Annotated in this window: 18 protein-coding genes and 1 pseudogene; 7 read left to right on the top strand and 12 right to left on the bottom strand. The window is 33.6% G+C overall.

The window, feature by feature from the left end; translation table 11 throughout:
* The first annotated feature begins 363 nt into the window (after positions 1-363).
* The 6 genes from parE (at position 364) to ACMHYH_RS05365 (ending at position 10,203) form a co-directional block, all read left to right on the top strand.
* A complete protein-coding gene (gene parE / locus ACMHYH_RS05390; protein ID WP_414840306.1) occupies positions 364-2,367 on the top strand; it encodes a DNA topoisomerase IV subunit B in 2,004 nt (667 codons plus the stop codon).
* Positions 2,357-4,810: a DNA topoisomerase IV subunit A gene (gene parC, locus ACMHYH_RS05385; RefSeq protein ID WP_414840305.1), complete on the top strand. Its 2,454-nt coding sequence runs from the start codon at positions 2,357-2,359 to the stop codon at positions 4,808-4,810. The genes parE and parC overlap by 11 nt, the downstream gene beginning before the upstream one ends.
* Positions 4,811-5,141: 331 nt before the next feature.
* Complete coding sequence (gene pflB, locus ACMHYH_RS05380) at positions 5,142-7,370, top strand: formate C-acetyltransferase (RefSeq protein ID WP_414840304.1); 2,229 nt, start codon at positions 5,142-5,144, stop codon at positions 7,368-7,370.
* A gap of 46 nt (positions 7,371-7,416) precedes the next feature.
* Complete coding sequence (pflA, locus tag ACMHYH_RS05375; protein WP_414840303.1) at positions 7,417-8,178, top strand: pyruvate formate-lyase-activating protein; 762 nt, start codon at positions 7,417-7,419, stop codon at positions 8,176-8,178.
* Positions 8,179-8,276: 98 nt separating this feature from the next.
* Positions 8,277-9,236 carry a LysR substrate-binding domain-containing protein gene (locus tag ACMHYH_RS05370; protein ID WP_414840302.1) on the top strand — a complete coding sequence of 320 codons (960 nt, stop codon included), beginning with the start codon at positions 8,277-8,279 and terminating at the stop codon, positions 9,234-9,236.
* A 37-nt stretch (positions 9,237-9,273) separates the two neighbouring features.
* Positions 9,274-10,203, top strand: coding sequence for a manganese-dependent inorganic pyrophosphatase (locus ACMHYH_RS05365; protein WP_414840301.1), 930 nt, complete (start codon positions 9,274-9,276; stop codon positions 10,201-10,203).
* Between the two features lie 682 nt (positions 10,204-10,885).
* On the opposite strand, the gene ACMHYH_RS05360 is transcribed toward ACMHYH_RS05365, so the two are convergent.
* From ACMHYH_RS05360 to ACMHYH_RS05345, 4 genes and pseudogenes are all read right to left on the bottom strand, one after another.
* Complete coding sequence (locus tag ACMHYH_RS05360) at positions 10,886-12,067, bottom strand: YcjF family protein (RefSeq protein ID WP_414840300.1); 1,182 nt, start codon at positions 12,065-12,067, stop codon at positions 10,886-10,888.
* A gap of 51 nt (positions 12,068-12,118) precedes the next feature.
* Complete coding sequence (locus tag ACMHYH_RS05355; protein ID WP_414840299.1) at positions 12,119-12,997, bottom strand: neutral zinc metallopeptidase; 879 nt, start codon at positions 12,995-12,997, stop codon at positions 12,119-12,121.
* 165 nt (positions 12,998-13,162) lie between these two features.
* Positions 13,163-13,498: pseudogene (locus ACMHYH_RS05350) on the bottom strand (YrrS family protein).
* Positions 13,499-13,500: 2 nt separating this feature from the next.
* Entirely contained in the window at positions 13,501-13,701 is a 201-nt protein-coding gene (locus ACMHYH_RS05345) for a hypothetical protein (RefSeq protein WP_414840298.1), read from the bottom strand.
* Between the two features lie 257 nt (positions 13,702-13,958).
* Here ACMHYH_RS05345 and ACMHYH_RS05340 point away from each other — a divergent pair, with 257 nt between their 5' ends.
* Positions 13,959-14,936, top strand: a complete 978-nt coding sequence (locus ACMHYH_RS05340) for a diaminopimelate dehydrogenase (RefSeq protein ID WP_414840297.1) — start codon at positions 13,959-13,961, stop codon at positions 14,934-14,936.
* Positions 14,937-15,027: 91 nt separating this feature from the next.
* On the opposite strand, the gene ACMHYH_RS05335 is transcribed toward ACMHYH_RS05340, so the two are convergent.
* From ACMHYH_RS05335 to ACMHYH_RS05300, 8 genes are all read right to left on the bottom strand, one after another.
* On the bottom strand, positions 15,028-15,618 hold the full coding sequence (locus ACMHYH_RS05335; RefSeq protein WP_414840296.1) for an ECF transporter S component: 591 nt from the start codon (positions 15,616-15,618) through the stop codon (positions 15,028-15,030).
* Positions 15,619-15,721: 103 nt separating this feature from the next.
* Positions 15,722-16,576, bottom strand: a complete 855-nt coding sequence (locus tag ACMHYH_RS05330) for an LD-carboxypeptidase (protein WP_414840295.1) — start codon at positions 16,574-16,576, stop codon at positions 15,722-15,724.
* 84 nt (positions 16,577-16,660) lie between these two features.
* Positions 16,661-17,182 (bottom strand): type 1 glutamine amidotransferase domain-containing protein, encoded by a 522-nt coding sequence (locus tag ACMHYH_RS05325; RefSeq protein ID WP_414840294.1) that lies wholly within the window; start codon positions 17,180-17,182, stop codon positions 16,661-16,663.
* A gap of 151 nt (positions 17,183-17,333) precedes the next feature.
* Positions 17,334-17,729 (bottom strand): MarR family winged helix-turn-helix transcriptional regulator, encoded by a 396-nt coding sequence (locus tag ACMHYH_RS05320; protein WP_414840293.1) that lies wholly within the window; start codon positions 17,727-17,729, stop codon positions 17,334-17,336.
* Positions 17,730-17,804: 75 nt separating this feature from the next.
* Positions 17,805-18,614: an ABC transporter ATP-binding protein gene (locus ACMHYH_RS05315; protein ID WP_414840292.1), complete on the bottom strand. Its 810-nt coding sequence runs from the start codon at positions 18,612-18,614 to the stop codon at positions 17,805-17,807.
* A 2-nt stretch (positions 18,615-18,616) separates the two neighbouring features.
* Positions 18,617-19,504 carry an ABC transporter permease gene (locus ACMHYH_RS05310; protein WP_414840291.1) on the bottom strand — a complete coding sequence of 296 codons (888 nt, stop codon included), beginning with the start codon at positions 19,502-19,504 and terminating at the stop codon, positions 18,617-18,619.
* Between the two features lie 22 nt (positions 19,505-19,526).
* The gene (trpX, locus tag ACMHYH_RS05305) at positions 19,527-20,513 is read right to left on the bottom strand and encodes a tryptophan ABC transporter substrate-binding protein (protein ID WP_414840290.1); all 987 of its coding nucleotides are present in this window, start codon (positions 20,511-20,513) and stop codon (positions 19,527-19,529) included.
* 432 nt (positions 20,514-20,945) lie between these two features.
* Positions 20,946-21,641 (bottom strand): carbonic anhydrase family protein, encoded by a 696-nt coding sequence (locus ACMHYH_RS05300; protein WP_414840289.1) that lies wholly within the window; start codon positions 21,639-21,641, stop codon positions 20,946-20,948.
* Between the last annotated feature and the right edge of the window lie 39 nt (positions 21,642-21,680).

Below are 21,680 nucleotides of genomic sequence, written 5' to 3'. Positions count from 1 at the left end.
TTTATTCTAAGGCTAGTGAAAGTAGAGCAGAATGATGATTAAAAACACATTAGATTTGAGTTTAAATAGATCTTTATGAAAGGCGTTATTGACTTTTTACTTGCTTTTCAAGAATGGAACTAGTTTAATAAGAAGGCGGAGTTTAATCGTTAAAAAACCGAACACACTTTCGTTTTTTTAACTAAATAGGGAATTTTTACTTTTCAATCACATAGAGTTAGAGTATGATTAAACAGATACTTAAAGGATCAAACGGATGTATACGAAGTGAAAAATTTAATTCAATACCTAAAAAACAAAGAAAAATTCGTTAAAGGTTTATGGAGTTTAACACTAAGTATCACGTAATAAGGAGTTTTTTAAATGCCGAAAAAGATAAAAACAGCATATGATGACACATCCATTCAAGTTTTAGAAGGACTAGAAGCTGTCCGTAAAAGACCGGGTATGTATATTGGTTCGACAGATACAAGAGGCTTGCATCATCTGGTTTATGAAATTGTAGACAATTCAGTTGATGAAGCTTTGTCAGGCTATGGCGATGAAATTAAAGTTACTTTGCATAAAGACAATAGCATTAGTGTAAAAGACAATGGCCGTGGGATGCCAACAGGAATGCATGCATCAGGGATACCGACTGTTCAAGTTATTTTCACTATCTTACATGCAGGTGGAAAATTTGGTCAAGAAGGTGGCTATAAAACATCAGGAGGCCTTCACGGAGTTGGGGCTAGTGTCGTTAACGCTCTTTCTGAATGGTTAACGGTTACTATTGTTCGCGATGGTATGGAGTACCAACAAACATTTATTAATGGAGGAAAACCCTCTGGGACCTTAACCAATAAAAAGACTACTCGTCAAAAAAATGGTACAACCGTTCATTTTAAACCTGATACAACTATTTTTTCAACGATCAAATACTCGTATGACGTATTATCAGAACGATTGAGAGAGTCTGCTTTTTTATTAAAAAATCTACGTATCGAGTTAATTGACGAAAGAAACGACCGTTCGGATGTTTTTCATTATGAAGAAGGCATCAAAGAATTTGTTGCTTACTTAAATGAAGACAAAGACACATTAACACCCATTGCTTATTTTTCAGGAGAAAGCAATCAAATTGAAGTGGAATTTTCATTTCAATACAATGATGGCTACTCAGAAAACATCTTATCTTTCGTTAACAATGTTCGAACCAAAGATGGTGGAACACATGAATCTAGCATGAAAACAGCTTTCACAAAAACCTTTAATGACTACGCAAGAAAAGTTAACTTACTAAAAGAAAAAGAAAAAAATCTTGAAGGCAGTGATTTTAGAGAAGGTCTATCGGCCATTATTTCTGTGCGTATTCCTGAGGACTTATTGCAATTTGAAGGACAAACAAAGAGTAAACTTGGAACGGCACAAGCTCGTGGAGCCGTCGAAGCGGTTATCGGTGAACAATTGAGTTTTTACTTAGTAGAAAATGGTGAAACTAGCCAACAATTAATCCGTAAAGCTCTTTCGGCACGAGAAGCCCGGACCGCTGCTAGAAAAGCGCGTGAGGAAAGTCGCAATGGAAAAAAACGGAAGAAAAATGATGCATTATTATCTGGTAAACTAACACCTGCACAAAGTAAAAATGCTAAACGCAATGAATTATTCTTAGTCGAAGGAGATTCAGCTGGTGGTTCTGCCAAACAAGGTCGTGACCGTAAATTCCAAGCTATTTTACCTTTACGTGGAAAAGTTATTAATACCGAAAAAGCAAAATTACAAGATATTATGAAAAATGAAGAAATTAATACAATGATTTATACGATTGGCGCAGGAGTGGGTGCTGAATTTGATATTGAAGCTTGTAACTACGATAAAATTATTATCATGACCGATGCTGATACAGATGGAGCCCACATCCAAGTGCTCCTATTAACCTTTTTCTATCGTTACATGAAACCCTTGTTCGAAGCCGGTAAAATTTACCTAGCTATGCCACCTTTATACAAACTTTCTAAAGGAACGGGTAAAAAGGAAAAAATTGCCTATGCTTGGACTGATGATGAACTAGTAGGTGTAACAGAAGCGTTTGGGAAAAACTATATCTTACAACGGTATAAAGGACTAGGTGAGATGAATGCTGACCAATTATGGGAGACAACTATGGATCCAGACACAAGAACGCTTATACGTGTCAGAATTGACGATGCTGCTCAAGCAGAACGTCGTGTCTCTGTATTGATGGGTGATAAGGTTGAACCTCGTCGTAAATGGATTGAATCTCACGTCGAATTCTCTCTTGAAGAAGGAAGTAGTCTCTTAGATAATGATCAACTTATGGAAACATCGCAATTAGAAGATGAAGGAAGTGCTAAAGATGGAGAGTAAATCGGATGTTCAAGAATTATCGCTTGAGGAAGTGATGGGTGATCGATTTGGTCGCTATTCAAAATACATCATCCAAGAACGGGCATTGCCAGATATTCGTGATGGGCTAAAACCTGTTCAACGTCGGATTTTATATGCGATGGACGTAGAAGGAAATACTTCTGATAAAGGGTTTCGTAAATCTGCTAAAACAGTCGGAAACGTTATTGGTAATTATCATCCGCATGGCGATAGCAGTGTCTACGAAGCGATGGTTCGGTTAAGTCAAAACTGGAAGCAACGAGAAGAATTGGTCGAAATGCATGGAAATAACGGGAGTATGGACGGCGATCCTCCTGCAGCAATGCGATATACTGAAGCTCGTTTATCTAAGATTGCACAAGAACTATTAAAAGACATCGACAAAGAAACGGTTGATTTTGTCTTAAATTTTGATGATACAGATGAGGAACCAACTGTTTTACCTGTTCGTTATCCTAATTTATTGGTTAACGGTGCAACAGGTATCTCTGCAGGGTATGCGACGGATATTCCTTCTCATAATTTAAGTGAAGTAATTGATGCAACAGTTTATCTAATTGACCATCCAAAAGCAACAGCAGTTGACTTAATGGCTTATCTAAAAGGACCTGATTTTCCAACAGGCGGAATTTTACAAGGGATTGACGGAATCAGAAAAGCGTATGAGACAGGTAAAGGAAAAGTAATTGTTCGCTCTAAGACTCACATAGAAGAGTTAAGAGGCGGTAAACAACAGATTGTTATTAATGAAATTCCTTATGATGTGAATAAAGCTGTTCTTGTTCGTAAAATGGATGAAATTCGTTTAAATAAAAAAATAGACGGTATTGCTGAAGTTCGTGATGAATCAGATCGAACCGGTTTGCAAATTGTGGTGGAGTTAAAAAAAGATGTCAATGCCCAAGGTATTTTAACTTATTTATTAAAAAGTACGGACTTACAAGTTTCATACAACTTTAATATGGTTGCTATCGATAAGAAAAGGCCGCAACAAGTAGGTATTGTGCGTATGCTAGAAGCTTATCTCGAGCACCAAAACGAGGTTATCGTGAGACGGACGCAATTTAATCTGAGAAAAGCAGAAACGAGAGCACATATCGTTATTGGTTTAATCAAAGCTCTTTCAATACTAGACGAAGTCATTGCCGCTATTCGTGGCAGTAAAGATAAAAAAAATGCAAAGGACACTATCATAGAGCAATTTAGTTTTACTGAAGAACAAGCAGAAGCAATTGTTTCTTTGCAGTTGTATCGTTTAACCAATACTGATATTACGGCTCTAGAAAGTGAAGCGGATACGTTATTAAAAGCTATTGCATCTTTTAATAAAATTTTGACTAGTCCTACTGAAATGAAACGTGTTATGAAAAAAGAACTTTCTGAAATCAAGAAAAAATATGGCAGTCCTCGTCGAACAGTGATTGAAAATGAAATAGAGGAATTAAAAGTAGATACACAAGTGCTTGTAACTCAAGAAGAAGTGATGGTTTCTGTTACTAAAGAAGGCTACCTTAAACGAACTAGCTTGCGTTCTTATGGCGCTTCGAAGCCCGAAGAAATTGGTGTTAGAGAAGGGGATTACCCTATATTTATCGAACAGCTAAATACGTTGCATCATTTATTTTTATTTACAACTAAAGGTAATATTATCTATCGCCAAGTTCATGAAATAGCGGATATCAAATGGAAAGATAGTGGTGAACACCTTTCTCAACATATTGCTTTTGGACAAGATGAAACTATTTTAAAGGTATTAGGGTTAAAAACAATCGATCCTTCGGCAACGGTCACTCTTATTAGTAAAGAAGGCTTTATCAAGCAATCGGCTATTGATAATCTTTTTGGCCGTAGTTATTTGACAAAATCATTTACAGTAATGAAGTTGAAGACAGAAACAGATCGAGTCGAAAATATTGTATATATAGAAAATCAGCAAGACAAAGATGTTTTCCTTATTACTCGAAAAGGATTTGGGTTAAGGTATCCACTAAGTGAAGTACCACTAGTAGGTGCCAAAGCAGGTGGAGTTAAGTCCATTAATTTAAAAAAAGACGATTACGTGGTTAACGGTATTGTTTTTGATGCGACGTCTACGAAAACAGATGTTTTAATCGTTACTCAAAGAGGATCTGTTAAAAAAATGACTATTAATGATTTTGATACTTTAGGAAGAGCTAAACGTGGTTTATTAGTATTAAGAGAATTAAAAAGTAATCCACACAGAGTCACTTTTTTATTAGATGGAAGTAAAGGAAGAGAATACACTATACGAACAGAAAAAGGAAAAGAAATTCATTTAACAAGTTCTTCCTATCAAGTAAGCGATCGTTATTCTAATGGTTCATTTATTTTAGATCAAGGAATGGACGGCAATCCAATAGAAAGCCAAACAAATATTTTTTCTGAATTGAATAAAGAGTAACAAAAAGGGCAAACAAACTAATCTGTTTGCCCTTTTTGTGTACTAGATAAACTGTTTAATAGGTAGTATGTATTAGTACAGATTAACGAAAATAGGTTTAAGCATTTTAAACTATAAAACATGTGAATTGATAATCATTCTCAGTTAGAAAATGAAATTATCTGAGAAACCTTTATTTAAAGGTGTTTTTAGATAATTTGTGACAAAAAAATAAAAAAAAGTTCTTTTTATAGCGATAATTAGTTTGTTTTAATTTATTCATGTGTTATACTGAGCAAGAAGAAGCTGTTACAGTCAACTGATAGTCAACTAACAAGGAGGTTCATTAAAAATGGAACAATGGGCAAAATTTAAAGGTAAAGTATGGCAACAGGAAATTGATGTTCGTGATTTTATTCAACAAAACTTTAGTCAATATAACGGTACAGATGAATTCTTATCCGGTCCCACTGAGGCAACTTCAGCACTTTGGGAGCAGGTAATGGATTTAAATAAACAAGAACGTGAAGCAGGCGGAGTGTTAGACATGGATACGAAAGTTGTATCAACCATTACTTCTCATGCAGCTGGCTATTTAAATAAAGAATTGGAACAAATTGTAGGATTCCAGACTGAAAAACCATTCAAACGTGGATTGCAACCATTTGGCGGAATCCGCATGAGTGAGCTATCTGCTGAAGCTTATGGTTTCGAAATAGACCCAGAAGTTTCACACGTTTTCCGTGATTACCGTAAAACACATAACCAAGGTGTTTTTGATGCTTATACTCCTGAAATTCGTGCTGCTCGTCGCAGTGGTATTATCACTGGTTTACCAGACGCATATGGCCGTGGCCGTATTATAGGTGATTACCGTCGTGTAGCTTTATACGGAATCGATCGTTTAATCACAGAAAAGAAACATGATTTATCTATTACTGGTTATGGTACAATGAGCGAAACAATTATTAGAGACCGTGAAGAAATTAATGAGCAAATTCGTGCATTAGCAGAATTGAAAGAATTAGGAAATATTTATGGCTTTGATATCGCACGTCCAGCGAATAATGCAACAGAAGCTTTCCAATGGTTGTATCTTGGTTATTTAGCAGCTGTTAAAGAGCAAAATGGAGCAGCTATGTCTTTAGGACGTACATCAACGTTCTTAGATATTTATATTGAAAGAGATTTAGCAGCTGGAACGTTAACAGAAGAGCAAGCTCAAGAAATTGTTGATCACTTTGTTATGAAACTTCGCTTAGTTAAATTCTCTCGCACACCTGAATACAATGACTTGTTCTCTGGTGACCCAACATGGGTAACAGAAGCAATTGGCGGAATTAGTGAAGATGGACGTCATTTAGTAACGAAAAGTAGTTACCGCTTCCTACACACGTTAACGAATTTAGGACCTGCTCCAGAGCCAAACTTAACTGTATTATGGTCAACACGCTTACCTGAAAACTTCAAAAAGTTTTGTGCAAAAGTTTCTATCGAATCTAGCGCAATTCAATATGAAAACGATGACGTTATGCGTCTTGAGTGGGGCGATGATTACGGAATCGCATGTTGTGTTTCTGCAATGCGTATTGGTAAACAAATGCAATTCTTTGGTGCTCGTGCTAACTTAGCAAAAACATTATTATATGCAATCAATGGTGGAGTAGACGAGAAATCTAAAGTACAAGTTGGACCTAAATACCAACCAATTACTTCAGAATATTTAGACTACGATGAAGTTATGGATAAATATGACACAATGATGGAATGGATTTCTGGATTGTATTTAAACACATTAAATATTATTCACTTTATGCATGATAAATATTCTTATGAAAAACTAGAAATGTCTCTACATGACACTGATGTCATGCGTACTATGGCTACAGGAATCGCTGGCTTCTCAGTTGTTATTGATTCTCTTTCAGCTATCAAATACGCTAAAGTTAAAACAATCAGAGATGAAAATGGCTTAGTTGTAGATTACAAAATTGAAGGAGACTACCCTAAATTTGGTAACAACGATGATCGTGCAGATGAAATCGGTATCTGGTTACTAAAAACATTTATGGCAAAAGTTAAAAAGCATCCAACTTACCGTGGAGCAAAACACACAACGTCTATTCTTACAATTACATCAAACGTTGTTTATGGTAAGAAAACAGGTAATACTCCTGATGGTCGTCGTGCAGGTGAACCTTTCGCTCCTGGAGCAAATCCAATGCATGGCAGAGATACACATGGAGCATTAGCAAGTCTGAACTCTGTTGCAAAAATACCTTATAAATATTCATTAGATGGTATTTCAAATACATTCTCTATTATTCCAAAAGCTTTAGGTAAAGAAGATGACGTACAGCAATCTAACTTAGCTAGCATGCTTGATGGCTATGTGAAAAAAGGTGGACATCATTTAAACGTAAACGTCTTTAATCGTGAAACATTGTTAGACGCTATGGATCACCCAGAAGATTATCCACAACTGACTATTCGCGTATCTGGTTACGCTGTTAACTTCATTAAATTGACACGCGAGCAACAAATGGATGTTATTAATCGTACAATGCATGAAAGCATGTAACTAAGAAATTACTAACTGAGACTAACTAATAAAGGAGCTAAATACCATGTCTGATTCAGCTATCGGCTATGTACACTCAACTGAAAGTTTTGGCTCAGTTGATGGTCCAGGAATTCGTTTTATCGCATTTATGCAAGGTTGTCGTATGAGGTGTGAATTTTGCCATAATCCAGATACTTGGAATATGGGAGGAGGAACACCCTATACTGCAGACGAATTATTGGAAGAAGCATTAGCTTACCAAGAATACTGGGGAGAAAAAGGAGGTATCACCGTTAGTGGTGGTGAACCGCTTTTGCATATTGATTTTTTAATAGAATTATTCAAAAAAGCAAAAGCGAAAGGTGTACACACAACAGTAGATACTTGTGGCCAACCATTCACTTATGATGAACCTTTCTTCAATCGTTTCGAAGAATTAATGAGTTACACAGATTTATTACTATTTGATGTGAAACACATTGACGATGAAAAGCATAAAAAATTGACAATGATGTCAAATAAGAATATATTAGACATGGCTCGTTATTTATCAGATATTGGTAAACCAGTTTGGATTAGACATGTGTTAGTTCCAGAACGTTCTGACTTTGATGAAGATTTAATAAGATTGAATGAATTTATCGAATCTTTAACTAATGTTGTGAAAGTTGAAATTTTACCTTACCATAAGTTAGGTGTTTATAAGTATGAAGCTTTAAACATACCTTATAAGTTAGAGGGAATTGAAACACCAACCACAGAACGAGTTGAAAACGCTAAACGATTACTAAATACAGATCGATATACAGCCTTCAAAACGATGTAACCTTACTTTAAAAACTTAACGAAAGAGTAACTTATAGTTGCTCTTTTTTTTGTTTATTACACTACTAGAAGCTAATCTTTGAAACTATGAGGTGAAGGATGAATCAAGAGAAAAGTAATATGTTTTCTTCAAAAGCACTAGATTATTTTTTGCAAATTGCAGAAACAATGAACTATACTAAAGCAGCTCAAATTTTAGGTATTTCTCAACCTGCTCTAACACAACAAATAAAAAAAATTGAAAAAAAGATAGGTGCTCCTTTATTTTACTCAAGTGGGAAAAAATTATATTTAACAGATGTTGGCTATTTGTTCCTACAAATGACTCATTCTGTAAATACTATTTTTGATAATACAGCCTACAAAATTCAAAAGACGATTAATTCGAATAATGGTGAAATAAAAATAGGTTTATTATCATCGATAGAAGATAAGGTATTTACCGATTTTATTAGTACCTATTATAAAAAAAATCCGGATATAAAAGTAACATTATACAAGTTAAATCGTGACGATATCTGGAATAAGTTAGAAAACAATCTATTAGATTTAGCTATCATGTATTTGCCAGATCATAAAATAGAGAATTGGCAGTCCTATGTAAGCAAAAAAATAATAGATGAAGAATTAATGTTCTTACATCATAAAGTGGATAAACTTAATCAAAACTCTATAAAACTTAGTGAAACAAATGATGAAAAATGGACTTTATACCCCGATACATACTATGTTAATGAATTACTAAGAGAAGAATTTAAAAACCAATTAACTAATTTACCATCTATTTCAGCTTATTTAACGACTCCAGAACAGCTTTATCGCTTTAGTAAAACAACTAACAGTTATACTGCATTGCCGCGTTCATTTATTGAAACAAAAATAGTAGATATAGGATCTAAAGTACTAAGTTTTGATCCGAAAATAGTTTTCCAATTATCTTATGTTTATCGATTTGATAAAGAACAAGTCCCACGTATTATTAATTTTTTAGATTTTTTTACTATTTATTTAGAAGAAGAGAATTATTATAGTAGACTAAAAAAGAATTTTAGTGAATAATAGAGAGAGAATATAACTAATAAAGGAGCGTTTATTAATGAGTAAAGTGTTAATTTTTGGTCATAAAAATCCAGATACAGATGCAATCGCATCTGCGATTTCGTTTGCCTATTTACAAAATCAGTTGGGTGTAGATTCTGAAGCGGTTTCATTAGGTGACGTTACTGAAGAAACACAATACGCTTTAAATCAATTTAATTTTAAAGCACCACGTGTGATAGAAACAGCAGCAAATGAAGTAACGAAAGTTATGTTAGTGGATCATAATGAAACGCAACAAAGTGTAGAAGACATCAGCGAGGTAGAGGTGCTAGCTGTAGTGGACCACCATAGAATCGCAAATTTTGAAACAACTAATCCGTTGTATTACCGCGCCGCGCCTGTAGGCTGCACAAATACAATCATTTTAAAATTATTTAAAGAAAATAACATTGTTATTCCAAAAGAATTAGCAGGATTAATGCTATCTGCTATTGTTTCAGATACCTTATTATTTAAATCCCCAACTTGTACCAACGAAGATGTAGCAGCAGCTAATGAATTAGCCGAACTTGCAGCGATAGATCTAAACACTTACGGATTAAATCTACTTAAAGCTGGTACAAATCTCAGCAATAAATCTGCAGTTGAGTTATTAGATATGGATGCAAAAAGTTTTCCAATGGGAGAAAAGAATGTACGCGTTGCGCAAGTCAATGTTGTTGACGTAAACGACGTATTTTCTAAACAAGAAGAATTAGAAGCAACTATGGTAGAATTGAGTGTAGTAAATCATTACGATTTATTTATTTTAGTTGTCACTAATATATTAGATAGTGATTCAGTTATTCTAGCAACAGGGAATCCAATCGAAGCAGTAGAGGAAGCATTTAAGATTAAACTCGAGAATAACAAAGCAACTTTAAAAGGTGTCGTTTCAAGAAAGAAACAAATTGTACCACAGTTAACAAAAGTACTGACCAAATAGTCATTGCATCTATACTAGAGCAAACAATAACTGTTATGCTCTAGTATTTTACGTTAAAGTGAATTATAATAACAACTAGAGAGATAGACCAACGAAAAAAACTGAAACGAGCTTAGAATACACCTAAAAATAGCGATAAATTTAATTATTTCATATTTTAGTATAATCAACTACTCCGTATAATATATATTATGTAAACTAGATAAAATTTATAAATGTCTAAAAGCTCTTTACTAGATCAATTTTGTCTCTTATCTCTTTTATGAGTTGTTTTATAAAAAATATCCTTTTATATCACTTTATTTTTTATTCGTGCTAACTTATTTTTTTTATACTTATTAATTGGTTTGTTACTAAAAACTTGAACATAAAAAATAATCCATTCAAATTGCTTAACTCATTTGAATGGATTATTTTTTATGTTGCTTAAACTGTAAAGTAAATTTTATAGTGATACAATTAATTGAACAAATAATTTTTTTATCATAAATAACTTAAAATAATCTATTTAGTCAATTTATAACAAATCATAATAAAATTTATCTATATTAAAGCTTAACATAGTTTGTTTTATCCTTGAAATGATTGATAATCGGGGGTAAAACACACTAATAATAGGCTTTGTTGTATCTATTTTCATCTTTTTTAACGAATAAATTGAAATATGACTCAAAATAATCTTTTATTTCCAAAATTGCCATTTACTTTTTTTCTCTTCAGGTAGTTCTTCTGCATCATTAGATGTTTTTTTTGAGTTTTTTAGACGATTTTCAAATTTTTCTTTCATGAGTTTTTCAATATTTTTTAAATCAGGATATTTTCCATCTTTCTCACCTTTTGCAATAACCGTCAGAACTTCTATATAACTTAATGCTAAAGCTGTTGTCATTATAGAAGCTGTTGCTCCACTAATAACTCCTCCAATAATTGTGCCTACACCTGGTACTAGTTTGATAATAGTTGAAACAATATATCTACCAGCATAAGTAGCTCCGCCAGTTCCTCCTATGGCAGCCAGCATACTTGTAATCGTTGCTTTGTCCATCGAGATGCCGAATATTGCTGTAATATGCGCCAGTAAAGTTAGCTGCATTGGAACTAATATAGAGGCATCAGAAAAAGGAATTGGCATAAATCCTACTCCAAATGAACTCGCTATATACTTAAATGCCCAACTTCGTGCAGATTTTGCTTTACGCTCAATATCCACTTGTTGGGCGTTATTAAAAGCTCTTTTTTGCTCATCTGGAATAATTTGAAAGCTCATTTCAATAAGTTCTTTCAGACCAAATGGTTGGATAGTTAGATCATTTGAAATAATAAATTCTTGTGCCATTACATTAACAACACCATAAATAGGTAGGTTCAAATTTTTGATGTATTGCCCAAATTCTTTTGACTGATTTCCAATAGATTGAGTTAATATGACTACTACCGGTATTTTAGTGCTTAATTTTTCGATTAACTCTAGTTCTAACGGTTCTATTCTTGAAGAATTTGCATTTATACAATAGTAAATAAGGTGGATTTCTTTATTAGACTGATTTTTTTTACCTTCTGATATTGTTTCAAAAATTTCCTTTAGTACCTCTTTTTGAGCCTCATTATTTAATTCTAATCCTTTTGTATCATATAAAACAATCGGTACACCATCTTTTGTTATTCGTCTTAAATGCTTTGTTACCGGACTTCCAATCCCTGTTTCAGCTAAGTTTTCACGAAAAATACGATTGATTAATGTACTTTTCCCTACTCCTGTTTTGCCAATTAATATTATACTAATCGGTTTAATATTTTTTATTTCATTTTCTGTTTTATGCATAATATCATCAATAATATTAAAATTCCCAACCATATTTTTCATAAAATCCTCCTAAAAATGATCGACACAATAGCCAATTGAGATTTCATAAAATTAATTTAACTCTGGTAATTTAAATTCTCGCTGTCCTTTAAAAGTATCTCCATTTTCTAAATCGCCAGACTTAAATCCTCTATCAAACCAATACATTCTTTGATCAGACGTTCCGTGAGTAAAACTATCAGGAACAACATATCCTTGTGCTTGTTGTTGAAGACGATCGTCTCCCACTGCTGCAGCTGCGTTTATCGCTTCTTGGTAGTCCCCTTCTTCTAGATAACCCAGACCTTGAGCATGATTGGCCCAAACGCCAGCTAAGTAATCTGCTTGCAATTCAAATTTAACCTGATACTTATTAAACTCCGTTTCACTTAGTTGATTGCGTAATGTATTTAGTTCTTTTGTTAATCCAAGTTGAGTTTGTACATGGTGTCCAACTTCGTGCGCAACGACATAAGCCATTGCAAAATCACCAGGTGCCTTATATTGTTGGCTCAATTCATCATAAAAACTTAAGTCAATATATAAATTTGCATCTCCTGGACAATAAAAAGGTCCTGTTGAGGCACCTGCAGTCCCACAAGCAGATTGAACAGAATTAGTAAACAGCACTAATGTCGGTTCTTCGTATTGGTAACCGTAATCTTCAAAAATATCTATCCAAACCTCTTCTGTATCTTTGAGCACAACTGAAACAAAATCTGCTCGTTCTTTTTCTGTTTCAGTTTCTTGATAAGGAGCAGTTGTTTCAGTCCCAGTCTGTTGTGAAACAGCTGAGTTCAAAAAATCTCCGAAATCTCCCCCACCCAAAAATGTGAAAATGAGTAAGATGATAATACCTCCTACCCCACCGCCTACTAAGGTCTTCCCTCCTACACTACTTCCTCTACGATCTTCTACATTGCTACTTTTTTTTCTATCTTTCCAACGCATTAGTTTTCACTCCCAAAATAAAATTTTAGCTATTGATTTAAAACTATCATATCATTTTTTTTACAAGACAATAAACGATATGATAATTTTAATTCCTTTTTATTTAAAATTTAAATGCAAAATAAAAAAACTCACTAGTATCGTTGAGTTTTTCAAGCACTTGTCTTATCGCTGATCGTTTATTTTTAATTGCTCTATTCTATTAGGTTGCCATCCCTTTTTATCAATCCATGATAAAAAGATACGATAGGTTTTAGACTACTGAACATCAGATATCGTTGCGACGACTTTTTGCTCTCCATTATTTTCTATGCGCCACTCAATCATGTCTTCGATAGATAATCCGGTAACCGTTGCATTAGCTTGCCTTATCCCTTTTCTATCTTGTGAATTTTCTTTATAGTTTATTATGTGTTTCCCTTTTTGTTTTGTTTCCACTGTTTCCCAGTTTCTTGTAGTTGTAGATAGACTATTTTCGTCTGTAGGAGTTTCTTCTTCAATAGTTAACTCTTTTTTGAGATTTTTTTTAATTTTCCAGATAATGATTCACTCCTCACCACCGTTTCTGCTGATGAATAAGTCCGTCCTAAATCATTTGAGAAAGCTTCCGCAGCTTTTTTTGAAACGCTTTCTTTGCTTCCTACTAACCAAACACCAAAAATAATGACTGAAAAGAGAGTTAAAATAGAGAAAATTAAAGCCATTGATTTAGAAAACAGCTACTTTCTTTTATTTTTATCTGAACGTGTTACTTTATTAGTATCTTTCACATGAGTGTCTCCTCTTTATAGTAATTTTGTATTAGTGTAACTCCGTTCCTAGTGAAATGATTTCCCATAATAAGGCTCCATGTTTCTATCGTATTTGTTTTAACAACAAATAAAAATTCAATACTTTTTTTGCTCAATGCGTTATACTAATTATGCAACACAACTAAGAATTCTATGAATGGAGTGGTAAAATGACAAAAAATATTCGTATCGGTTTAGTAGGCTATGGGAATATAGGAAAAGGCGTAGAATTAGCGTTGGATAAATTTCCTGATATGGAAGGGATTGCCGTATTTACCAGACGTAATCCTGAAGAGCTAGATTCTAAATTTAAAGCTGTTAGTTTAGACCACATTCTAGATTACAAAGATCAAATCGATGTTTTAATTTTATGTGGAGGTTCAGCAACAGATTTGCCTGAACAAGGCCCAGCCTTAGCAAAACATTTTTCAACAATTGATAGTTATGATAATCATAATAATATTCCGCATTATTTTAAGGAGATGGATGCATCAGCTAAAAAAGCTAACCAAGTTAGCATTATTTCTGTTGGATGGGATCCTGGTTTATTTTCTATTAACCGTGCTATTCTAGAGTCTGTTCTACCTGGTGGAGAAACCTACACATTCTGGGGCAAAGGCCTAAGTCAAGGTCATTCAGATGCTATTCGTCGCATTGATGGCGTAAAAGCTGGTGTGCAGTATACTATCCCAATAGAAAAATCATTAGAACAAGTTAGAAGTGGTGAAAACCCAGAGCTTTCAACTCGAGAAAAACATGAACGAGTCTGTTATGTTGTAATCGAAGAACAAGCAGATAAAAAATTAATTGAAAACACAATTAAAACGATGCCAGATTACTTTGAACCATATAAGACAACGGTTCATTTCGTTAATGAAGAAACATTTAAAAAAGATCACAAAAAAATGCCACACGGTGGATTTGTTATCAGAACAGCTACTTCAGGTAACGAAAACAAACAAAAAGCAGAGTTTCAACTTGAATTAGAAAGCAATGCCGAATTTACCTCTTCTATCCTAGTCGCCTACGCACGTGCTGCAGTTAAATTTAAAGAAGATGGGAAAGCTGGTGCTTTTAGCGTCTTAGATGTACCTCCTGCTTATCTATCTGCTAAAACTTCTGAACAACTTAGAAAAGAATTGCTTTAAAATTAAATACTATTTATCAGAAAACCACTATTTTGTATCAAATAATTAAAAAGATGGCCCACTTTTCTACTAAAAAAAGTGGGTCATCTTTTTAATTTGTTTTAAATCGTTTTAATGGTCTAGCTACTATTGGAGCGATAATTCCTGCAGCAATCGCTTCAGCAACACCATTAGTCAACACAATGGCTCCTAAAGCTTTTGCCAGACTTGAAACATCAACGTTTAAAGCCGTAGCATAATCATCTTTATAAAAAATATAAATAAAAAATAAAACTAAAATAGTGTTCGTTAAAGAAGCTAAAATCGAAGAAATAATCATAGCGATGGATTCTTTTCCCTTTCTTTTCTTAAGAAGATGAAAAACATATCCTGCAACAAAACCAACAAGAATACGCGGAACAATAGAAATAATCGGATTGGTAAATAACAATAAATCTAACGGTGAAGCTGGTGCAACAAACGCTTTAATTAAACGACTAAATCCCCATACGCCACCAATAATCATACCGTCTTTTGTTCCTAAGGTTAACGCTGCAATAATCACAGTAATGTGAATAATTGTAGGGTTTAAAGGAGGAATAGGAATATATCCTAAAAGTGGAACAAAGTTTTGAACTAAAATAATAGCGGATAAGATGCCTAAAATAGAGATGCGATAAGATTTTCTATCTCTTTGATACATTTAAATCCCTTCTTTCTGTTTAAATGGTTAAATCACTAAATACTTAGTAAGTTTACAATATTTGAAAAGGAATAACATCAAAAAAATGGATAATTCGAAAATTTCAATAAAATTTAATTAGTTGTCCGATAGGAAAAGGAATAGATTCGGTTGAATGACCTATTTGTTCTGTTTTAATAATAGAAAAGCCGTGTTTTTTCGCAAAAGACTGAACTAATGTGATTAAGGCTGTTTCTTGATTATTTTTTTCAATCATTGTGAACTGACCTAATAAAACGGCCGTACAGGACTGTAATAGACCCGTTTGTTCTAACTGATCTAAATAACAACTTATCTGTTCTATTTCCCCCCCTCTAGCTTCTAACAATAACGTTATGTCAGATACTATAGGCCAATAAGAGGTTCCCGCTAGTTTCAATAAGCAACGAATATTTCCTCCTATGACAACCGTTTCAATACTTTTAGGCTCGGTTATCCATTTATAAGTTAATGCATCAGATAGTGGATAACTCATAAAAAAGCGCTTAAAAAAGTTTTTTTGTACGTCATTCTTTAATAAATGTAGTAGTTGATAATTATAGCCGATAGAATGTGTCTTTGTAAAAATAGCATTTAACACGACGGTAAGATCACTATATCCTACGAAAGCTTTATTAGACAACTTAATTTGCTCGTAATCAAGGAACGTTAAAATACCATTAGCTGAATCACCACCAGATAAGTCAAAAATCATTTTTACAGATTGATCTTTATAAAGAGACATTAAAGCCTCAGCTCTTTTTTTTGGTGTTCCACTAAAAATTGTTTCGTTTTCTTGATAGATAGTTGGAGCTAAGACTGTTTCTAAATCATACTCATTTTTCAAAAGTTGAATGAGCTTTTCTATTTGAGGTCTTTCTTCTAATTTCTTTCCATCAGAACAACAAATCAATCCAATTTTATCTCCTGCATGTAACATATAATATTCTACCTCCTTATCTTTTTAAAATGAAATAAAAAAACCGACAATCAGAAATGACAGTCGGTTTTCTTACCATTAAGTTTATCCTTCAAAAGCAGCAATATAGTGTTTCATGTATTCAGGTAAATCTGGTGGTCTACGACTCGATATGATATGGCCATCTGTAATCGCTGGAACATCGTGCCATATTGCTCCTGCATTAGTCATATCATCTTTGATGCCAGGTGTGCTTGTCACATTTACCCCTTTTAGTATACCAGCAGAAATTAAAACCCAACCTGCATGACAAATCTGACCAATTGGTTTCTTCTGTTCATTAAAATAAGTTATAAGATCAATGACTTCAGGAAAACGTCTTAACTTATCCGGTGACCAGCCTCCTGGTACTAAAATACCATCGTACTCCTCTTTTTTTATCTCACTAAAACTAAAAGTAGAAACCGCAGGAACACCATACTTACCAATGTACTCTTTATTAGTTTCTTCACCAACTAAATCAACTATTGCACCAGCTTCACGTAGGCGATAAATAGGATACCACAATTCTAAATCCTCAAAATCAGCACTTACCAATGCAATAATTTTCTTATTTACTAAGCTCATCTTACTCACTCCAATTCATTCGTTGTTAACTCAGTGTAACAAGTAACCTTATGAAATGAAACCATTTCTACTTTCAAGATAGAACACAACATCGATACTTATTGGTTAATTTTTGATTCATTCGCTAAACGTATTCGCCGATTCATGCGGCCTAAAAGAACCAGTAATAATTTTTTTCATCGTTGGGCCATAATGCAAATAAGTCATAAATATAGAATTCTATCTCATATTGGATAGCATTCATTAACTGCTTTGCCTCTTTTGAAGTACTTAAATAAAAGACTCGCTTGTCCGTTCCAGCTTCTTTTAAAATCAATCTTAAGTAAACAAGTTGATTCACTTGTCTACTTAAGGTTGATTTGTCCAAGGAAAAAAGACTGGTTAGTTGTTTTAAGGTTAAGGGTTGTTCAGTAAGCTGACTCATGATAGAAAAAGAAGACGTGTTCAATCGATTCTTTTTTAAAATAGTTTTTTCTATTGTTGAATAAAGTTTTTGGAATTCATCTAATTGATCAACTAGTTCACGGGCAGAAATCTCTTCATTCATGAAAAAGCCTTTAAATCAGCGAAAGACGTCTTTTAAATTTTTTATTATCTTTCTAATTAACAAATAAAATTAGTTTCAGTCAAACAGCAACTCATCATTCACTAATTGATTCATCGTACTTTTTTGGAAAAGATTTAATACTTCTGAAACAGTTAAATCTTGTTTATCTTTGCCTGAAAGATCAAGAACAACTTTTCCTTTATCCAACATAATTAAACGATTTCCGTAATTTAGTGCATCTTGCATATTGTGTGTAATCATTAACGCTGTTAATTCTTCTTCTTCTATCCTCTTTCGAGTTAGCTCTAAGACAACACTTGCTGTTTTAGGATCTAATGCTGCAGTATGTTCATCTAACAAAAGCAATTCGGGTTTTTTCATTGTTGCCATCAACAAAGCAATTGCTTGTCTTTGTCCACCAGAAAGCAACCCCATTTCACTCATTAGTCTTTTTTCTAAACCTAAGTCTAATTTCTTTAAAAGAGTTTCAAAATACTGACGTTCTTCTGATGAGCTTCCTTTTTTTAGTGTTCTTTTTTGTCCACGTCGATAAGCAATCGATAGATTTTCACTGACTGTCATTCTTGGTGCCGTACCCACTAAGGGGTCTTGAAATACTCTGCCAATTAAGGTTGCACGTTGTTCTTCTTTTAACTTTTTGATTTCTTTCTCATTAATTTTAATAGATCCTTTATCCACTAAAAAAGTTCCAGCAATACTATTTAGTAAGGTAGATTTGCCAGATCCGTTTCCACCAATGATTGTGATAAAGTCACCTTTTTTTACCGTTAAATTTAATTCGTTTAAAACGTTATTTTGATTGAACGTTCCAGGATAGAATGTTTTTGAAATATCTTTTAAAATGAGAACATTTTTTTGTGTCATCGTTAAACCCTCTCTTTAGTAAAGAAATTTAAATTAAATCTTTGTCTTAAACTTGGTAGTGCTAAGAAAACAGCTAAGATAAAAGCAGAGATTAATTTCAAATCATTTGGTTGGAGTCCGACTAGTAAAACGAACATGATAATTAGTCGGTAAATAATTGCACCTAAAACAACACAGATTAAACGATTAACAAATGTCAAATTACCAAAGATGACCTCCCCAATAATAACTGAAGCTAAGCCAATAACAATTGTGCCAATTCCCATACTAATATCAGCATATCCATTATCCTGTGCGATTAAAGCTCCTGCCCCTGCTATGATTCCATTTGAAAGCATTAATCCTAATATTTTAGTCTGGTCAGTAGATATCCCTAATGAACGAGCCATTTTCTCATTGTCTCCTGTAGCAATAATGGCTTGGCCAAATTCAGTTTTGAAAAAAAGAAACAGGCTAACTATCATAAAAGCAACTAGAATTAAAGCCATAAAGATAGTATCAAATTGGTTCGGCAATGAAAAAGATTCAAACAAATCGGTTATTTTTTCTTTTCCTAATAGACTCAAATTCGCTCGATTCATAATTCTCAAATTAATCGAATACAAAGCTGTCATTGTTAGAATACCTGCAAGTAGACCAGGTATTTTAGCTTTTGTAATTAAGAAACCTGTAATGGAACCCGCTAAAGCACCAACAAAAAAAGCAATCAATGTAGCGATTATCGGGTGTACACCCGTCACTATTAAACGAGCACAAACAGCTGCTCCCAAAGGAAAGGAGCCTTCAGCTGTCATATCTGGTAAGTCTAAAATACGATAAGTGATAAAGATTCCTAGAGCCATTATGCCAAATAGTAATCCTTGTGCAGTAGCTGTTGTGATTAAATTCATTTTTCTTCCTGCCTTCTATAAGTTAGTAATTTTTCACTCGATCTGAAACACTTTTAGGAATAGTGATTCCTAACTTTTCTGCTTTTTCAAGATTAATAATGACGTCTCCTTCTTTTAAATACTGGATAGGCATCGTTCCTGGCTTATTATCACCCTTAAGGACTGTAGCAGCCATTTGACCAGTTAATCTTCCTAGTTCGTACTGATTTAATCCTACAGTAGCTAAGCCACCTTCATTTACCATCGTATCGACAGCTGGAAAAATAGGTATTTGACTATTATCCGCTGCAGCAACCAGTGTACTCATTGAGCTTGCAATCGTATTATCTGTTGGAACCCAAACGGCATCTACTTGGCTAACTAAAGAGGAACTAACTTGTGAAACATCATTTGTAGATGATACTGTAGATGTAATTGTTTCGTACCCCATTGACTCAGCTATTTCACTAGCTTGCTTTGCTTGAACAATCGAATTGTCCTCACTTGAAGAATAAATAATCCCTATTTTTTTCGCCTCTGGAAGGATTTCTTTAATCAATTCAAATTGTTCTTTAATCGGTGTTAGATCGCTTACGCCAGTTATATTTTCTCCTGGATTCTCATTATCTTTTACTAGGCCAGCACCTTCTGGATCAGTTACTGCACCAAGAATGATTGGAATATCCTTTGAACTATTAGCCAAAGCTTGAGCAGAAGGTGTTGCAATTCCAATCATTAATGCGGCATTGCGACTAACAAAACGGGTGCTCATCGAATTCAAATTACTTTGATCTCCTTGTGCATTTTGAAAATCAATTGTCACCGTTTCTCCATCTGTAAAACCTTCTTTTTCTAATGCATCAATAATTCCTTCATAAATGATATCTAATGCTGGATGGCTAGTTAATTGCAAGATGCCTACCACTGGTAAATTTTCTTTCTCTTTTGCATTTGACTCTTCTTTCTCTTTATAAAAAGCAAAAGCCAATACAATACTTAGTAACCCAATAAATCCAATCATTTTTTTCATTTTTATGCCTCCACTTAGTTTTTTATTTGTTTTAAAAATCACCAGACTTATTTTTTTGTTTAATTTTTTATTGAAAAAGGATAAAAAAATAAACAGTTACCACAAGAAGCACTTGTGGTAACTGTCTACATACGACAACCCCACACAGAATAAATAAAAGTCTACTCTATGTGTGGAGTTATTTCCGGTTTGCTTAAATAAACCAACATAGATACTCATTCAGAATACTTCCTGAAGGTTGTATCTATGAGACTATCTCATAAATCAACCTGTCTATCTTGGTTTTGCCAACGGCTATTTAATTTATTGCTAACAAATACAAATTGAATCATGATAGACACTCCTTCTGTTGGTTTTTTTAAAAGCTATTTGACCTAGTGTACTAGGTGTTTTCTTAAGAGTCAAGCAGAAAGTAGAAAATAATAAAAAAAATTAATTCGATAGGTAAACAACCCGATTTCCCAATGGTTGAAGGGGTCGATTTGTTTTACCTATATTTTCTTTGAATGCTTGCAATAAACCCTTACGCATGTACGTTTGATTTTTAAAAACAATCCAATTAACTGGACCTATTGTTGGAGGAGTCGTCAACGAACCGGTATAATGAAAAAACTGCTTCTTCGAAGGTAATAATTTTGCTACATCAACAGGTACTATTAGGCCCCTTCCGGATACCCTTGGATTTAAAGCTAAACTATCTAAACGAGATTTTTCAAAATTAGCTGGTTCTTTATTTGGCAATACAGTAATTCCTAACACCAAGAGTTCATTATCTTTAGATCTATGTACTAAATGCATTTCTAAAGGAAAAGACTCATGATTAATTTGATGTTCACTAGGTAAATGAAAATGAATATCATCTAAAACATATTTTTTATGATCAAAAAACAGAACATTTAATTCTTCACTAGCTAGCGGTGTCAAGTGAACGGTATGATTAAAGAACGATGTTTCAAATTGAGTGAATTGATATCTCGTAGCAAAAGGTTTATCATAAGTAAATTCTTCAGTAGTTTTTTCACACAGTTGTATAGGAGATTGCAAACTTGTATTTTCTGCTTTTTCAAATGCTTTACAAATATTTTTCCAGTTTTCTGGCTTTCGTTCTCCTTCATAATACCAATCCATTTTTTTCTCCTTTACTTATCATCCATTTATACAGTAACA

Source organism: Carnobacterium sp. TMP28 (assembly GCF_047553015.1).
In the GTDB taxonomy this organism is placed as follows: Bacteria; Bacillota; Bacilli; order Lactobacillales; family Carnobacteriaceae; genus Carnobacterium_A.
The sequence above is the reverse complement of the archived record's forward strand: the minus strand, read 5'-3'. Positions and strand labels throughout refer to the sequence as shown.